Origin of the sequence: Pseudomonas sp. FH4 (assembly GCF_000510915.2) — a bacterium.
Taxonomy (GTDB): Bacteria; Pseudomonadota; Gammaproteobacteria; order Pseudomonadales; family Pseudomonadaceae; genus Aquipseudomonas; species Aquipseudomonas brenneri.
Genome location: NZ_AOHN01000002.1, coordinates 268,934 through 284,365, shown reverse-complemented (window position 1 = coordinate 284,365; position 15,432 = coordinate 268,934). Strand labels below are relative to the sequence as shown.

The following is a 15,432-nucleotide window of genomic DNA, read 5'->3' as shown; positions in this document are numbered from 1 at the left end:
GGCTGACGTGGGTGCGGCTCATACTAGCCCTCTGCTCTTACCGCCGCTAGGGCATGTTGACAGTATCGAATGCGTTGCGTTGCACCGCACAGAAATTCTTATCGATATAACGAAAAACCACTCCGTTATTTACCCCTCCACACTGGCATAATCCACCGCACTTTCGGCTGGAGAATACCCATGTCGCGTTACCTTTTTTTCATCCTGGGTTTGTCGCTTTCAGTGGCCAACGCGAGTGAGCCGGCGGCGTCCAAAGACAGCCACGACCTGGCCTACAGCCTGGGCGCCAGCCTGGGTGAACGCCTGCGCCAGGAAGTTCCCGACCTGCAGATACAGGCCTTGCTCGACGGCCTCAAACAAGCCTATCAAGGCAAGCCCCTGGCACTGGATGACGCACGCATCGAACAGATTCTGGCCCAGCACGAAGCGCAGGCAAGCATCGAGTCACAGGTGCCGCAAAGCGAAAAGGCACTGGCCGCCGAACAGAAATTTCTCAGCACGGAAAAAGCCAAGTCCGGCGTGCGTGAATTGGCTGACGGCATCCTGCTCACCGAACTGACTCCCGGCAGCGGGAAAAAACCGGGCGCCAATGACCGTGTGCAAGTGAAGTATGTTGGACGATTGCCCGATGGGACGATTTTCGATCAGAGCACGCAGCCCCAATGGTTTCGCCTGGACAGCGTGATCAGCGGCTGGCAAAGCGCGCTGCAACAGATGCCGGTAGGCGCAAAATGGCGCCTGGTGATTCCTTCTGCACAGGCCTATGGCGCAGACGGTGCGGGCCAGTTGATCGCACCTTACACACCACTGGTTTTCGAGATTGAGTTGCTCGCCACAGGTGCCTGAACCCAACGAAAAACGGTGCGCCATGCGCACCGTTTTATGTCTTGCCGCCGGGGCTCAAGCCTGGGTTGCAGGCTCTTCCTTGTGGGCGTTGTGCAGCACTTCGATCAGGCAGTCTTCCAGCTCGAAACGCTCATGGAGCAGGCCGCCAAGCTCTTTGAATTTCGCGGCAACGCACTCGCCCTTGTCACAGAGGTCGTTGAAGGCGAGGAGCTTTTCGGTGATGACATCAATGCGCGGGTAAATGGTCTCGGCCAATTCCAGGCCACGTTGGTCATCGAAAGCCTCGGCCTCCTTGGTCAGTTGCTCATAGACCCCGAAGTGCCCTGCCGAAACGTAATCCACCAGCACTCCACAGAATTCCTGCAAAGGCCCACGGTTCTCAGCCAACGCCTCAGGCTTCTCGCCAAGCGCATCAAAGGAGCGGACCAGTTCGTGACGTGCCTTCAACCAGCTATCGATCAGCTTGTGCACACCACCCCAGCGTTCCTGAGCATTCTGACAACTTTCCAACATGATGATCTCTTCCCTTATGGGCGGTGCCGCTTTTGCCCGCGCAACACTTCGAGGATAAAGCGGCAACCGGACAACGCCGCATCGAACAAACTGTTTCAATAACGCGTGCGGGCCAGATTATGCCCGCATGACTATGGCTTCAAGGTACGCAGACCAGAAAGTTCATACAAGTGTTTAATCCCTTCCTACGCCCCAACACACCCAATCAGTGCTTCACGAACCGCAAACCCTGACCGGACAACAAGCGGGAAAACTGCGTTGCCCCCAGTATCAGCATGGCCACGAAGAACAGCAGGCTCCATTCCGGAATGCTCAGGTCGAACAACGTCCAGTTGATTTCCACACAGTCGACGGTGCCCTTGAATGCCAATTGCAGAGCTTGCCCCAGCGACAGGTTATCGATCATGTACTCCAGGCTTGGCCAGCAGTTGGGCATCTGGTCAGGGGGGATGTTCTGCAATAACACCTGGCGCACCGCCGTCACTGCACCGAGCAACGCACACCCCGTGCTCGCCGCCCAATACAGGTAAATGCCTACACGCCTGGGGCCATGGATCGCTGCTATCAGGTTGATCAGCGTGAACACCGCCAACAGGCTGCGCTGGATCAGGCACAGGAAACAAGGTCGCAAAAGAGCCCCGTATTCCAGATAAAAAGACGCGCCCAACGTCAACACACCGGCCATGAACGCCAGGAAGAACAAGGAGCGTGAGGGGGCCAAAGACATTGTTTATCCGCAACGCAAGAGATAGGTAGTTACGGTAGAGGAAAGACCTTACCCCTTTCAATACGCGCTGGAGCAGACGCTTCCGCGAGATTGCAGGGATATCCCGTCAGAGGGCAGGTAACTTTACGCGGTGCCGTGTGGGAAACCACCTCAAGCCCCTGAAGCCCGCAAAACCGAAGGATTTTGAAGAGTTGGTTGCCAGATGCTTCTGAGCCAACCCTTCAAAATATCCTACGTTAAACCCGGGCAGGCACCGGTAGCGGTGAAGCCAGCAGGCGACTGTCCAACAGACCCAGGCCCTCCTGGAACAGTTGATTACTGCGCTCGGTATCACCCAACTGCGCCAGCAACCGCGCCAACTCGGCACAGGCCTCGGGGTTGCGTTGCACCTGCAGGCTGCTTTCCAGATAGTCCCGCGCCTTGCCCCACAAACTGTTTTGCAGGCAGAGCCGACCCAGCGTCAGCAACAGGCTGGCATCCCCCGGATGGTCCTTGAGCCAGCCTTCGGCGAATTTCAACTGGCGGGCCGGATCCCCACCGCGCAGCAGGCCATACAAGCGGATCAGGTGACTGTCGTAACCGCGCTTGATCGCGCCACGCAAAGCCTCCTCGGCCTTGGTATCGGCGCCCAGTTGACGCAATTGTTCGGCATAAGCCAGCACCAGTTGCGGCTCCTGGCGCTGGGCCGAGGTCAATTGCTGCCAGGCCCGCTCAAGGGATTGCAGGCCGGCTTCACCGTGCTCTTCGCGCTGGACGGCCAGGCTCAGGTTTTCACCCCAGGCCCGGCGCTCCAGATCCGCCAGCTCGGTGGCGGGCAGTACTTTATCCTTGCGCAGTTCCGGCAATAACCGGATCACCGAGGACCAGTCACCCCGCTGCTGGTGCAAGCGCTGGAGCTGACGCAACACCTGGGCGTTGTGCGGATGGCGCTCATGCATGGCCTGTAGCGTCACCAGGGCGGCATCCGTGTCGCCACGGTCCATCTGCAACTGTGCATGGCTCAAAGCAATGGCCAACTCGGCCTGGGGCTGACGCTCCAGGGCACGCTCCAGCAAGCTGTCAGACTCTTCATAACGCCCCTGCTCGTTGGCTGCCCGGGCCGCACCAAGGTAATACAGCAAGGGTTGGCGCTCAGCTTGCGCAGCACGGTGCAAATGCCGCTCCGCACTGGCCCAACGCCCTTCCGCCAGGTCCATCTGACCCTGTTCGATAGCCACCTGCACCCGCCGGCTACGGTTGCGCCGCGACCAGGGATTGACCACGCCACCGGAGGTCGTCACCAGGCCCAGCAGCACCCGCAGCAGGTAGATCGCCAGACCGACGACAAACACCGCCACCAGGGTCGACCACAGGCCAGACTCGTAATGCAGCACATGGGGATAGCTGATCAGCACATAGCCGGTGTGTTTCGAGATGCCCACCGCCAGCGCCAGGGCGAGCGCAATCGCCAGCACGAGGATCACATAGAAACGCTTCATCGGCGTTACTCCTGGGTCGCCGGCTTACCGGCGGAAGCCTTGGCTTCGTCGGCAGACAGATGGCGGCGTTCAAGGTAAGCCTGCACCGCAGACAAACTCGCGGCGAGGTCCGGGGTCACCACCGAGACGGCCTTGGGCTCAAGCTCGGTGATGCGCGCCAGCATGGCCTGGCTTTGCGGGTTGTCCTGGTTGAAGTTGCCCTGCAACACACTGCGGGCCTCGCCCAATGCGCGGGCGTACACCGCTGGCTCGCCATTGAGCGCAGCCCATTGGGCTTGCTCAAGCGCCAGGCTCAGGGCCAGTCGCACCTGGTTCAGGCCTTGGCCTGCCAGCAGCGGACGGATGTTGTCGTCGGGGTTGAAATCGATGCGGAAGTAGCGGGAAATCTGCTCCCACCATTGGCTCCAGCGACTGTCCGTATCGGTAGTCGGGCGGCCCTGTGCGGTTTCTTGAAGCTGGAACTCCGGGGAAACGGCTGCCAACTGCACCACCTGGTCACGCAAGGCAGCCAACTGCAAGTACAGCCCGGTACGATCCGGCTGCTCGACACTGCGCAACGCCACCAGGCTCTTGGCCAACTGCTCACGGGCGGCGTAGGAGCCGGGGTCGCTCTGCTCACGCAGGATCTCATCGGCGCCCTGCACCAGCGCCTGGGCACTGTTGATGTCCTGCAGCGCTGACAGGCGCAGGCTGGCCAGACGCAACAAGTGCTCGGCCTCAGCCAGGCGCCAATCCTTGCGGCTGGCGCCCAGGACGGTTTCCAAACGCTGGTTCAGGCGTTGCTGGTCGCCCTGCAACTGCGCCACCAACCGACGGCGCTCCTCCAACTCATCAGCGCCCGGCAATTGTGCCAGGCGTGCGGCCAACTGCTGTTGTGCCTGCTTGATGCCCTGGGCTTGTTCGTCCAGGGTCTGTACCTGGCCAAACTGCTGCTGGCTGCTGGCTTGCAGGGCCCGGACCTGCCAGATCCCCCAGCCGCCGGCCGCAACACCTGCGGCACCGAGCAACAAGGCGAGGACCGCCAGGCCGTTACCACGGCGAGGCGCAGTGACCGGGGTCTCAACAGGCGCATCAAGCGCAGGCTGAGCTTCATCTTTAGGCAAGGCTGTTTCGCTCACGTGTCCATCCTTTGCGTTATTAGAGAGTGGGAACGGGCTGGCTCCGTAACGCCACTAGCAAAGCCGCGGCACTGGCACCGCGACAATCCACAACTTTTTCCGCGCCCGCCGCCCGCGCCATTTCGGCGACGCGTGGACTGGGCACGAACAACGGCAACTGTGCCACGCGTGGCCAATCGGCGCCGGCGAGCGCTTGCAGATGTAAAAAACCCTGCCCACTGCTGACCACCACGCCGTTCAAGCGTTCCACTTCAATGCGCTGCATCAGCACACCGGTGTCGTAGGCCGGAAGAAAACGACGATACAACTCCAGATAATCGACACTAGCACCTTGGCCGCGTAAACGCTCAGCCAGCAACTCGCGCCCACCCTGCCCGCGCAGGATCAAGACACGGGCAGCGTCGACAGCGACAGCCTCGCGCAACCTGGGCAAAGCAAGCAAGGCCTCGCTGTCATCCCCAAGCTCGGGGTAACTCACGTCCAGGCCATGCTCGGCCAGGACCTGGGCTGTTGCCGCACCGACGCTGAACCACGGCAAGCTCGGCACCGCTGGCGCGTATCGGTCGAGCAATTGCAGCGCCAGGCGCGCGGCCGGCTTGCTCACGACGATCACTGCGCAATAGCGATCCAGGTCCTGGAAAACCACCGAGTGTTCGCCAGCAAAGGGCAAGGCTTCGGTTTCCAGCAACGCCAGGCTGCTGCTGAAGATACCGGCATCAGACAGCGACACCGCCAGGGCTGCCGATTCCTCCGCAGGCCGTGTCAGCAGCACACGCCAGCCGGTCACTGCGGACCGGCCTCGCCATAGACTTTTTGCAGAATGGCACCGGCGCCTTTTGCCAGGAGTTCTTCGGCCACCTGGACACCCAGGTTCGCGGCGTCGGCTTGTGGCCCGCGGATTTCGGCAGTGAGCAGCAAGCCGCCGTCGGGGTCGCCCACCAGGCCGCGCAGCCAGAGGTTATCGCCCTCAAGCACCGCGTAACAGGCGATCGGCACCTGGCAACCACCGTTGAGGTGTTTGTTCAAGGCACGCTCGGCGGTGACGCGAATTTCGGTTTGCTGGTGATCCAGAGGCTTGAGCAGCGCCTGGATTTCGCGGTCAGCGGTGCGGCATTCGATACCGACGGCACCCTGGCCACCCGCAGGCAGGCTGTCCTCGACACTGATGGCCGAGGTGATGCGATCCTCAAAACCCAGGCGGATCAGGCCGGCTGCAGCCAGGATGATCGCGTCGTACTCGCCGGCATCCAGCTTGGCCAGGCGAGTGTTGACGTTGCCCCGCAGGAAACGGATTTGCAGGTCTGGGCGGCGGGTCAGCAGTTGCGCCTGGCGACGCAGGCTGGAGGTGCCGACGATGCTGCCCAGCGGCAGCTCATCCAGGGAGGCGTAGGTATTGGACACGAAGGCATCACGCGGGTCTTCACGCTCGCAGATGCAATACAGGCCCAGGCCCTCAGGAAAATCCATCGGCACGTCTTTCATCGAGTGCACGGCGATGTCGGCTTCATTCTCCAACAGGGCGGTTTCCAGCTCCTTGACGAACAGGCCCTTGCCACCGATTTTCGACAGCGGCGAGTCGAGCAGCTTGTCGCCGCGACTGACCATGGGTACCAGGGACACCGTGAGGCCCGGATGGGCCTGCTCAAGGCGGGCTTTGACGTATTCGGCCTGCCACAAGGCCAGGGCGCTTTTACGGGTGGCGATGCGGATTTCGCGAGAGGACATGGATCAATCCGTACTGAATAGATACGGCAGATAATAACAGCTCAGGCACAAGCGCCTTGATTTGAATCAGCAAGTGCGGGGCCTCCCTGGCCGCATCGCACCGGGATATGGGACATGAACATCGCCGCAACCCTTGGGCTAAAGCTGCTGCATCATCTTGCGCACACCTGCGACATGGCGCCGGCTGACGATCAACGCGTCGCCGTTAAGCCCTTTGAGGAATAACTGGAAATGCCCCAGGGGCGTGCGCTGCAGGCGCTCGATGCGCTCGCGGGCCACCAGCGCATTGCGGTGGATACGCACGAAGCGCTCGCCGAATTCATCTTCCAGGGCCTTGAGCGGCTCATCGAGCAGCACTTCACCGTGCTCGTGACGCAAGGTCACGTACTTGTGATCGGCAATAAAATAAACCACCTGATCCACAGGAATCAGCTCAATGCCCTTGCGGGTCCTGGCGCTGATGTGGCTGCGCGGGCCGTTGCCACTTTGCGCTGCGGGCTGGGTCAGGGCGGCAAGCTGGACGCGATTGGGTCGCTCCGCCTTCTTCAAGGCCTTGAGCACTGCATCGGCAGAGACCGGTTTGACCAGGAAGCTGACACCACTGGCCGCCAGGGCATCCGAGGAAAATTCCTCCTCGGTGGCGCACAACACCAGTGCTGGCGGCGACTCGCGCTCGCTCAACCGGGCGGCTACCTGCAAGCCATCGAGGCCCGGCATGCGGATATCGAGGAGCACGACATCCGGCTTCAAGCTTTCGATCAAGGTCAAGGCCTCGTCGCCACTTGCGGCGCTCGGCTCTAGGGCAGTGTATCCCTCAAGCTCACTGACCATACGGTTCAGTCGCTCGCGGGCTTGGGGTTCGTCATCAACGATCAGGACATTCATATTGCGCTGGATTCCTGCGTGAGTCTCGCACAAGGATAGCGTAGACAGGTGCGGTGACTTCCGTCACGGCGATCCACGCTAAGACTAGCGGGAGCGGCAAAAAGTGCCCCGAGAGCGGCACCAATATTTACCCGGACCTGCTCAATACCGCCAGAAGCCCGATACCGCAGGGCATCGTCATAGGGTTTGCTGATACACAATATGAACACCCCCTCTACTTTATGGTTAGCCTGGAGTTCGACTTCACCACCCGGCAATGGTGCACTGCACCCCTGTCAGTGGAACTGTAGACGCTCATGAAGACGATATAGCTCAATCGTCAAATATCGTTTCAATAAACACCCCATGTTTACCTCAGGAATCGCCCGCGTTAAAGCCCTTGTGCAATCCTGCCTCCAGTCTCATCCCGGACGCGGTCGACGGCAAGGCACTTTGCCATCCATCAAACAAATAAAAATGCCGATGCGGCGTATCAACGCCTCCACGGGCAACCCTGTTATTATCGACGGCACACTTTCATGCCCTCTTTTAAGCAGATCACGAGCGAATCCATGAGCACCGACAAGACCAACCAGTCCTGGGGCGGCCGCTTCAGTGAGCCCGTCGACGCCTTCGTCGCGCGCTTCACCGCCTCCGTCACCTTCGACCAGCGCCTCTATCGCCACGACATCATGGGCTCCATCGCCCACGCCACCATGCTGGCCAAGGTCGGCGTGCTGACCGATGCCGAGCGCGACAGCATCATTGATGGCCTGACCACCATCCGTGGCGAAATCGAGGCTGGCACCTTCGACTGGCGCGTGGACCTTGAAGATGTGCACATGAACATCGAAGCCCGCCTGACTGACCGTATCGGCGTGACGGGCAAGAAGCTGCACACCGGACGTAGCCGCAACGACCAGGTGGCCACCGATATCCGCCTGTGGCTGCGCGATGAAATCGACCTGATCCTGGGCGAAATCACCCGCCTGCAAAAAGGCCTGCTGGAACAGGCCGAGCGTGAATCGGACACCATCATGCCCGGTTTCACCCACCTGCAGACCGCGCAGCCCGTGACTTTCGGCCACCACCTGCTGGCCTGGTTCGAAATGCTCAGCCGCGACTACGAGCGCCTGGTCGATTGCCGCAAACGCGCCAACCGCATGCCGCTGGGCAGCGCCGCGCTGGCGGGCACCACCTACCCGATCGACCGCGAATACACCGCGCAACTGCTGGGTTTTGACGCCGTGGGCGGCAACTCCCTGGACGGCGTGTCGGATCGTGACTTCGCCATTGAGTTCTGCGCCGCGGCCAGCATCGCGATGATGCACTTGTCGCGGTTCTCCGAAGAACTGGTGCTGTGGACCAGCGCGCAGTTCCAGTTCATCGACCTGCCGGATCGTTTCTGCACCGGCAGCTCGATCATGCCGCAAAAGAAAAACCCTGACGTGCCAGAGCTGGTTCGTGGCAAGAGCGGCCGTGTTTTCGGTGCCTTGATGGGCCTGCTGACCCTGATGAAGGGCCAGCCCCTGGCCTACAACAAGGACAACCAGGAAGACAAGGAACCGCTGTTCGACGCCGCCGACACCCTGCGCGACTCGCTGCGCGCGTTTGCCGACATGATCCCGGCGATCAAGCCCAAGCACGCGATCATGCGTGAAGCGGCCCTGCGCGGTTTCTCCACCGCCACTGACCTTGCGGACTACCTGGTGCGCCGTGGCCTGCCGTTCCGTGACTGCCATGAAATCGTTGGCCATGCTGTGAAATACGGCGTGGACACCGGCAAGGATCTGGCGGAAATGAGCCTGGAAGAGCTGCGTAAGTTCAGCGACCAGATCGAGCAGGACGTGTTCGCGGTGCTGACCCTGGAAGGTTCGGTGAATGCCCGCAACCACATCGGCGGCACCGCACCGGCCCAGGTCAAGGCCGCCGCTGCGCGCGGCCAGGCACTGCTCGCCAGCCGCTAAAAGCATCGCAGGCAAGCCAGCTCCCACCTTTGACCGGGGCCTCCAATACAACTCGGTCAAAATGTGGGAGCTGGCTTGCCTGCGATAGCATCACCTTAGTGTCACTGACACACCGAGGTGCCTGCATCGCGGGCAAGCCCAGCGCCCACACAAGCCCGCTCCCACCGTTATTACTTCTTCGCCGCGATCATCGCCATGAAGGCTGGCATCGCCGCCTCCTTGTCCGCCGCCACTCGCTGGGCGTTAGGCATGTCTTGCAGCTTCTTCAGCAAGGCCTTGGCCTGCGGAAACTCAGCCAACAGATCCAGGCCAAACAGCTTCCCACCGACCGCACACGCCAAGTCCACGCTGTACAGGAAGTACAAGTCGGCCAACGTAAGACTCTCCCCCGCCACATACGGCGCAAACTTGCCGTGGCGCCCCAGCGACGCAATCCCCAGCAGCAGCTCGGCCCTGGACTTGTCCTTGATCGCTTCTGGCACCGACATGCCAAAGAACGCCTCGGCATAACACGCGCGGGCTGGCAGTTCGATGTACAACTCGATTTCCCTGCACAACGCCAACACCTGGGCACGCTGGAACGCATCGCCAGGCAGCAGGGCCGGGCCCGACTGTGTCTGTTCGAGGTATTCGAGAATCACGCTGGTTTCATTGATGAAGCCTTTTTCGACCTTCAGCACCGGCACCTTGCCGCGCGGGCTCACCGCCAGGGCTTCGGGGGTTTGCCCGGCATAAAACGGCACTTCCTCGAAGGGCAAGCCCTTTTCCAGGAGCGCCAGCTTGACCATGTTGTAGTAGTTACTGACCGAAAATCCGTAGAGCTTGAGCATCACAAAGCCTCCAGGCCGTGCAGGGGGTTGGCTGGGTAGGTTATAGATCGTGATGAGCCACCTGACCAGCAGCATCACCTGGCTGAATGGAGGTAAACTGGCGCCCTTTCCTGACAGGAGGCTGCCATGAGCGAGCCAACCGATATCGACAACGACGAAGAAGAGTTCGCCGAGTCCACCCTGACCCAAGCGATCGAAAACCAGATCGAAAGCGACAACCCGCCTGCGGCCAAGGCCACGTTCAACAAGCTGACCCTGGTGGGCTACGAGCGCGAAGACATCCTGAACCTGATGGCCCACGTGCTGGCCGTCGAAATCGACGCGATGCTGGAAGAAGACCGCCCGTTCAATACCGATTGGTATGAAACGGCGCTGCGCGCACTGCCAGAGCTGCCGCCCGAAAACCAGTGACCCTGCCCTTGTAGGAGCGAGCTTGTTCGCGAAAAACCTGAGCGCGCTGCGGTTACTCAACTGCCCCGCGTCAACGTTAGCGCTTTTCGCGAGCAAGCTCGCGCCTACACACTGGACAGTTCGCTCAAGTACGTTCACCTTAGGCTCTGCTAGCGTCTGACAATTCCTAGAACGTCTGGAGTCCTTATGTCGTATACCCCTGAGTTGGTTGCCGAACTGGAAATCCTTGTACTTTTCCCCCTGGATAGCACTCATGAAGGTCTGAAAGTCCACCAGACCGCCGCTCCAACTGCCATTGCTGCTGCCAAGCGCCTGTTCGAGAAAAAACTGATCGACCAGCCAGATGGCGGCTACCTGACCAGCCTGGGTCGTGACGCTGCCGAACAAGCCCAGACCTTGCTGACGATTCTGACCACCGCGACCACCAAAGAAGCCGCTTGATACCTCGTATCGCCCACGGGATCCTCTGTTCATGGATTCCGCGGGCACTCCTGCGCCCGCGATAAAATTCTGACGTCAAAAACAGATTCCTCTTAAACCTCCTACGATTCTGTCTGTAAACTCCTACACGGCTGCCCACGCCGGGCCCTGCGAGCCATTGAGTTCGACATGACCAGTACCCATGAAATCCGCCCTGACTTGGATGAAGGCATTGACCGCAAGGTACTGGCCCAACTGCGCGCGCGTTTCCTGACCCTCAACGCAGGCCGCATGGCCCGTGCCGTCGAAGGACTGACCCCGCGCCAGCAAAGCGTGCTGGCGCTGCTGCCGTTGTTTTTCCACGTCAATCACCCGCTGCTGCCGGGCTATGTCTCGGGCAGTACCCCGGCCGGGCTGTCGAATTTTGAACCGGACGCCCAGGTCCTGGCCGAAGCCCAACGCCTGACCCGCTCGTTTTCCTACAAGCCACGCCACGGCAACTCGCCAACCCCGATCCACGGTCTGTTTCTGATGGGCAGCCTCGGCACACTGGCCCAAGCCGACCAGAGCGATATGGACGTCTGGGTCTGCCACGCCGAAGACCTGGACGAGGTCGAACTGGGCGAATTGCGCAAGAAATGCCAGTTGCTGGAGACCTGGGCCCTGAGCATGGGGGCCGAGGCGCACTTTTTCCTGATCGAACCCAAGCGTTTTGTACAGGGTGGTCGCGATACCCAGCTCAGTTCGGATGACTGCGGTACCAGCCAGCACTATCTATTGCTGGACGAGTTTTACCGCACCGCAATCTGGCTGGCCGGACGCACGCCGATCTGGTGGCTGGTACCGGTCTACGAAGAAGCGCGCTATGCCGAATTTACCCACGCGCTGGTTTCCAAACGTTTTATCCGCGCCGACGAAACCCTCGACCTCGGGCATCTGGCTCATATTCCACCAGGAGAATTCATCGGCGCCGGTTTGTGGCAACTGTTCAAGGGCATCGAGTCGCCCTATAAGTCCGTGCTCAAGCTGTTGCTGACCGAGGTGTATGCCAGCGAGCACCCCAAGGTGCAGTGCCTGAGCCTGCGCTTCAAACGGGCGGTGTTCGCCAACCAACTGGATCTGGATGAGCTGGACCCGTACATCGTGGTCTATCGGCGTATCGAGGAATACCTGCTGGGCCGCAACGAGCCCGAGCGCCTGGAACTGGTGCGGCGCAGCCTGTACCTGAAGGTCAACCGCAAGCTCACCACCGGCCAGCGCACCACCGGGTGGCAACGTGCGCTGCTGGAGCGCCTGGCCAATGAATGGGGCTGGGACCCGCGACAACTGGCCCTGCTCGATAGCCGCAGCCAGTGGAAAGTGCGCCAGGTGGCGTCCGAGCGCCGCGCGCTGGTCAACGAGCTCAATTACAGCTATCGCTTCCTGACCCAGTTCGCCCGCACCGAGCAGACCGTCAGCCTGATCAACAAACGCGACCTCAATGTGCTGGGCCGGCGCCTGTACGCCGCCTTTGAACGCAAGGCCGGCAAAGTCGAGTTCATCAACCCAGGGATTGCCCCGGACCTGGCCGAAGACACCCTCACCCTGGTCCACTCGCCCAACCGCAAGGAGCCGGGCCAGTCCCATTGGGGCCTGTACAACGGCAGCCTGACCGCACTGGAATGGGAACACTTTGCCCCGATCAAGCGCAGCCGTGACCTGCTGGAGATGCTCACCTGGTGCCATCGCAACGGTGTGATCGACAGCAGCACCCGCCTGGCCTTGCACCCAGGCACCAGCGACTTGAGCGAGTTCGAGCTGTTCAACCTGCTGGGCAGCCTGCAACAAACCGTCGCCCTGCCCCTGACCACGGTCGATGAAGAGCGCTTGCTGCGCACAGCGATACCCGATGAAGTGCTGTTGCTGGTCAACGTCGGTGTCGACCCGCTCAAGCACCACCGCGATTTGAATATCCTGATGACCACCGAGCGCACCGACTCGTTGAGTTACGCCGGCGTCAGGGAAAACCTGGTGCTGACCCTGGATCAGGTGACGCTCAACAGCTGGAACGAGGTGATGGTCAGCCGCTACGACGGGCCCCACGCCCTGCTCGACTGCCTGCGCGACTATCTGAACCAGTTGCCGCGCAACCAACTGCCACGGCTGCGGGTGCGCTGTTTCTGCCACAACCGGGCACAGTTCATTGCCCAGCGTGTGGAAGAGATTTTCGATACCGCGCAAAACCTGATGCTCAGCCAGCTCAACCACCGCTACCTGATCCAGGTGCAACAGCATTATCACGTCATGGAACTGGCCCCAGGGCAAGCCACTCATGTGCCACTGGCCAGCCAGCAGGCGCTGGTGGATTACCTCAGCGAAGAATTGGCCAGCTACAGCCCGCTGCACCTGGATGCCATGGCCCTCGAAGACCACGACCTGGCAGCCTTGCTGCCCATGGGCCAGGCCGATTGTGTGCAAGTGTTTTATCGCATCAACGAGGGCTTCGCCGAGCTGTACGTGCTCGACGAGTTCAATGCGCTCTGGCAACAACGCCTGCCGTTTCACGATGAACAGAGCCTGTTGGTGCCATTGCAACGTTTCCTGCAATCGGTCATTTATCGGCGTGACGCGCTGTCACCGCTGGACCCGCAGCAGCCACTGGGGGCTGTGCAGGTGCTGTATTACCAACTGTCATCGGCAGGCGGCCGCGCCCGGCGGGTCGAGCCACGACCTGCGCCCCAGACGCCGGCCAACAAACCGTTCTACGACGTGCAGGCAATTATCGGCAAGGGCGCACCAGGGCAGGTGAGGATTACCCTGTACTGCAATCAGCGGGAGTTTTGCGAGCTGGAATTTGGCGACCAACTGTTTGCAGTCGTCGCCCAGGAGATCGTCGGGCAGCGCCGGGAAACCGAGCGCTATCGTTGCTACATCACCGATCTGGACCTGTCCGGCCTGCTCGGTGATGTTCAAAGCCCGAGCAATCTGTACCTGCGCTACAAGGCCGAGTTGGAGCAGGCGCTCAACCAGGCGTTGAACCAGGTTTAGAGTGGGAACGCGCCGCCGTCCTTGGGCTGGCCTTCGACACTCAGCAGCTCAAGCTTGAGGGTCTTGCCGCCCGGGGCTGGCCAATCGATATGCTGGCCGACTTGCAGGCCCAGCAACGCACTGCCCACCGGGGCCAGGATCGAAATTTTGCCTTCGTCGGCATTCGCATCCTTGGGGTAGACCAGGGTCAGGTGATAGTCCTTGCCGCTGCTTTGCTCACGGCAATGGACGCTGGAGTTCATGGTCACGACACCGGCAGGCACTTCATCGTGGCCGACCACTTCGTCAGCGCGGTCAAGTTCGGCTTGCAGGGCGATGACGCCTGGCAATTTGTCGTCCATACGGTCGATCAGTTGCTCAAGACGTTGCACATCGAGACGGGTGAGGATGATGGAAGGTGCAGTCATGATTGCGGCAGTCTCCTTTTTTTCTGCACAAAAAAGCAAAACCCCGCCAGGAAAAGGCGGGGTTCTCACGGACCTCGATGAGTTGAGGCGTACCCGGACACTACCACAGCACAACAAATAAACAAGATGGGCCGGCCTGAAGGTCAGGCGCCGGCCTTACGTTGCTCGGCCTGGGCGACAATCACGCGGCGCCGCTGATCGTCAGCGGAGCGCCATTCGCGGATGTCTTCCACGTGTCGGAAGCAGCCAAGGCAGACTTTTTGCTCATCCAGCCGACACAAACTGATACAAGGTGACGGCACTGCCGGGCTGACATTGCTGAACAGCGGCTTGGGCGCTCGGGCGGGTGCGGGCTGAGTCACAATCAGATCTCGTCGAAATCCAGCTCGACGCCGGCTTGTTCCTGGACGAGGCGCGCGAGCATTTCGCCCAACTGCTCTTCGGTTTTGTCACACATCCAGTGGCCACTTTCTTCGTCGTAGTCAAAGTGGAAACCACCGGAACGCGCGGCCAGCCAGAGCTGACGCAGCGGCTCCTGGCGACTGAAAATCAACTGGCTGCCGTTTTCGAACTTGACGGTGAGCACACCGGCGGAGTTCTCCTGATCCAGGTCTTCGCCACTCTCGTCGAAAATATCCTCCAGCGCTTGCTGGGTCGCATCGACCAGGTCGTGGAAGCGGGCTTCGGTCAAACTCATGGTGGGAACCTCAAAAAGTGTCTACTCACGCTCAAGCGGCGCACGATACGGACGCGCCATGATGATTGCAAAGGATACCGATTTCATTCCCGTCAGCCGCGTGAAATATCCGCGATTGATGTAGGCCACTTCACGACATACTCGGCAAAGCCCCGCCGGACGGGTGTCCCGGCGCATAGGCAAGCTGGCGGGTGGTCGGTATACTCGGGCGCAATTAATGCATATTCAAGGATTTAGCCATGAAGCGCCTGATCTCTTCCCTTGCTGCGCTCGTCGCGGTCGCTTGCCTCGTCAGTGCCTGTGGTCAAAAAGGCCCGCTGTACCTGCCCGATGACAGCAAAGACCCGAATGAACAGGCGCAAACGTCGCAATCCAAAGCGCACAAGCACGACACCAACTAAG

17 protein-coding genes are annotated in these 15,432 nt (G+C 60.7%); 6 read left to right on the top strand and 11 right to left on the bottom strand.

All coding sequences use genetic code 11. The annotated features are described in order from the left end of the window. The first annotated feature begins 180 nt into the window (after window positions 1-180). Complete coding sequence (locus H097_RS02120) at window positions 181-846, top strand: FKBP-type peptidyl-prolyl cis-trans isomerase (RefSeq protein ID WP_032856921.1); 666 nt, start codon at window positions 181-183, stop codon at window positions 844-846. Window positions 847-900: 54 nt separating this feature from the next. Here H097_RS02120 and H097_RS02115 read toward each other — a convergent pair whose 3' ends face one another. From H097_RS02115 to H097_RS02085, 7 genes are all read right to left on the bottom strand, one after another. Next, window positions 901-1,359 (bottom strand): Rsd/AlgQ family anti-sigma factor, encoded by a 459-nt coding sequence (locus H097_RS02115; RefSeq protein WP_032856919.1) that lies wholly within the window; start codon window positions 1,357-1,359, stop codon window positions 901-903. Window positions 1,360-1,564: 205 nt separating this feature from the next. After that, entirely contained in the window at window positions 1,565-2,086 is a 522-nt protein-coding gene (locus H097_RS02110; protein WP_032856918.1) for a disulfide bond formation protein B, read from the bottom strand. Between the two features lie 236 nt (window positions 2,087-2,322). After that, the gene (locus H097_RS02105; protein WP_032856917.1) at window positions 2,323-3,564 is read right to left on the bottom strand and encodes a heme biosynthesis protein HemY; all 1,242 of its coding nucleotides are present in this window, start codon (window positions 3,562-3,564) and stop codon (window positions 2,323-2,325) included. 5 nt (window positions 3,565-3,569) lie between these two features. After that, on the bottom strand, window positions 3,570-4,682 hold the full coding sequence (locus H097_RS02100) for a uroporphyrinogen-III C-methyltransferase (protein WP_032856915.1): 1,113 nt from the start codon (window positions 4,680-4,682) through the stop codon (window positions 3,570-3,572). Window positions 4,683-4,701: 19 nt separating this feature from the next. Then, entirely contained in the window at window positions 4,702-5,469 is a 768-nt protein-coding gene (locus H097_RS02095; RefSeq protein WP_032856912.1) for a uroporphyrinogen-III synthase, read from the bottom strand. Further along, a complete protein-coding gene (hemC, locus tag H097_RS02090; RefSeq protein ID WP_032856911.1) occupies window positions 5,466-6,407 on the bottom strand; it encodes a hydroxymethylbilane synthase in 942 nt (313 codons plus the stop codon). Before hemC ends, H097_RS02095 begins: the two co-directional genes overlap by 4 nt. Window positions 6,408-6,545: 138 nt before the next feature. Next, entirely contained in the window at window positions 6,546-7,292 is a 747-nt protein-coding gene (locus H097_RS02085) for a LytTR family DNA-binding domain-containing protein (protein WP_032856909.1), read from the bottom strand. A 551-nt stretch (window positions 7,293-7,843) separates the two neighbouring features. Between H097_RS02085 and argH the strand changes: the two genes are divergently transcribed. Continuing rightward, window positions 7,844-9,238, top strand: a complete 1,395-nt coding sequence (gene argH / locus H097_RS02075; RefSeq protein WP_032856907.1) for an argininosuccinate lyase — start codon at window positions 7,844-7,846, stop codon at window positions 9,236-9,238. A gap of 170 nt (window positions 9,239-9,408) precedes the next feature. Here argH and H097_RS02070 read toward each other — a convergent pair whose 3' ends face one another. Further along, window positions 9,409-10,068, bottom strand: a complete 660-nt coding sequence (locus tag H097_RS02070; protein WP_032856905.1) for a glutathione S-transferase — start codon at window positions 10,066-10,068, stop codon at window positions 9,409-9,411. 126 nt (window positions 10,069-10,194) lie between these two features. Between H097_RS02070 and H097_RS02065 the strand changes: the two genes are divergently transcribed. The 3 genes from H097_RS02065 to H097_RS02055 all read left to right on the top strand — a co-directional run bounded on the left by H097_RS02065 (window position 10,195) and on the right by H097_RS02055 (window position 13,926). Next, window positions 10,195-10,479, top strand: a complete 285-nt coding sequence (locus H097_RS02065; RefSeq protein WP_032856903.1) for a hypothetical protein — start codon at window positions 10,195-10,197, stop codon at window positions 10,477-10,479. 186 nt (window positions 10,480-10,665) lie between these two features. Beyond that, window positions 10,666-10,920: a TIGR02647 family protein gene (locus tag H097_RS02060; RefSeq protein WP_032856902.1), complete on the top strand. Its 255-nt coding sequence runs from the start codon at window positions 10,666-10,668 to the stop codon at window positions 10,918-10,920. Window positions 10,921-11,088: 168 nt separating this feature from the next. After that, a complete protein-coding gene (locus H097_RS02055; protein ID WP_032856901.1) occupies window positions 11,089-13,926 on the top strand; it encodes a class I adenylate cyclase in 2,838 nt (945 codons plus the stop codon). Here H097_RS02055 and rnk read toward each other — a convergent pair. From rnk to cyaY, 3 genes are all read right to left on the bottom strand, one after another. Beyond that, on the bottom strand, window positions 13,923-14,333 hold the full coding sequence (rnk, locus tag H097_RS02050) for a nucleoside diphosphate kinase regulator (protein ID WP_032856900.1): 411 nt from the start codon (window positions 14,331-14,333) through the stop codon (window positions 13,923-13,925). The two genes, H097_RS02055 and rnk, sit on opposite strands and share 4 nt — an antisense overlap. A 143-nt stretch (window positions 14,334-14,476) precedes the next feature. Further along, window positions 14,477-14,695 carry a DUF1289 domain-containing protein gene (locus tag H097_RS02045; protein ID WP_032856898.1) on the bottom strand — a complete coding sequence of 73 codons (219 nt, stop codon included), beginning with the start codon at window positions 14,693-14,695 and terminating at the stop codon, window positions 14,477-14,479. Window positions 14,696-14,697: 2 nt separating this feature from the next. Further along, window positions 14,698-15,030 carry an iron donor protein CyaY gene (cyaY, locus tag H097_RS02040; RefSeq protein ID WP_032856896.1) on the bottom strand — a complete coding sequence of 111 codons (333 nt, stop codon included), beginning with the start codon at window positions 15,028-15,030 and terminating at the stop codon, window positions 14,698-14,700. 239 nt (window positions 15,031-15,269) lie between these two features. Between cyaY and H097_RS27425 the strand changes: the two genes are divergently transcribed. Then, window positions 15,270-15,431, top strand: coding sequence for a lipoprotein (locus H097_RS27425; protein ID WP_032856894.1), 162 nt, complete (start codon window positions 15,270-15,272; stop codon window positions 15,429-15,431). Window position 15,432 lies beyond the last annotated feature (1 nt).

Coding starts and splice junctions, on each gene's coding strand:
- H097_RS02120 (WP_032856921.1), top strand. CDS start 181: ATGTCGCGTTACCTTTTTTTCATCCTGGGTTTGTCGCTTTCAGTGGCC.
- H097_RS02115 (WP_032856919.1), bottom strand. CDS start 1,359: ATGTTGGAAAGTTGTCAGAATGCTCAGGAACGCTGGGGTGGTGTGCAC.
- H097_RS02110 (WP_032856918.1), bottom strand. CDS start 2,086: ATGTCTTTGGCCCCCTCACGCTCCTTGTTCTTCCTGGCGTTCATGGCC.
- H097_RS02105 (WP_032856917.1), bottom strand. CDS start 3,564: ATGAAGCGTTTCTATGTGATCCTCGTGCTGGCGATTGCGCTCGCCCTG.
- hemC (WP_032856911.1), bottom strand. CDS start 6,407: ATGTCCTCTCGCGAAATCCGCATCGCCACCCGTAAAAGCGCCCTGGCC.
- H097_RS02085 (WP_032856909.1), bottom strand. CDS start 7,292: ATGAATGTCCTGATCGTTGATGACGAACCCCAAGCCCGCGAGCGACTG.
- argH (WP_032856907.1), top strand. CDS start 7,844: ATGAGCACCGACAAGACCAACCAGTCCTGGGGCGGCCGCTTCAGTGAG.
- H097_RS02070 (WP_032856905.1), bottom strand. CDS start 10,068: ATGCTCAAGCTCTACGGATTTTCGGTCAGTAACTACTACAACATGGTC.
- H097_RS02065 (WP_032856903.1), top strand. CDS start 10,195: ATGAGCGAGCCAACCGATATCGACAACGACGAAGAAGAGTTCGCCGAG.
- H097_RS02060 (WP_032856902.1), top strand. CDS start 10,666: ATGTCGTATACCCCTGAGTTGGTTGCCGAACTGGAAATCCTTGTACTT.
- H097_RS02055 (WP_032856901.1), top strand. CDS start 11,089: ATGACCAGTACCCATGAAATCCGCCCTGACTTGGATGAAGGCATTGAC.
- rnk (WP_032856900.1), bottom strand. CDS start 14,333: ATGACTGCACCTTCCATCATCCTCACCCGTCTCGATGTGCAACGTCTT.
- cyaY (WP_032856896.1), bottom strand. CDS start 15,030: ATGAGTTTGACCGAAGCCCGCTTCCACGACCTGGTCGATGCGACCCAG.
- H097_RS27425 (WP_032856894.1), top strand. CDS start 15,270: ATGAAGCGCCTGATCTCTTCCCTTGCTGCGCTCGTCGCGGTCGCTTGC.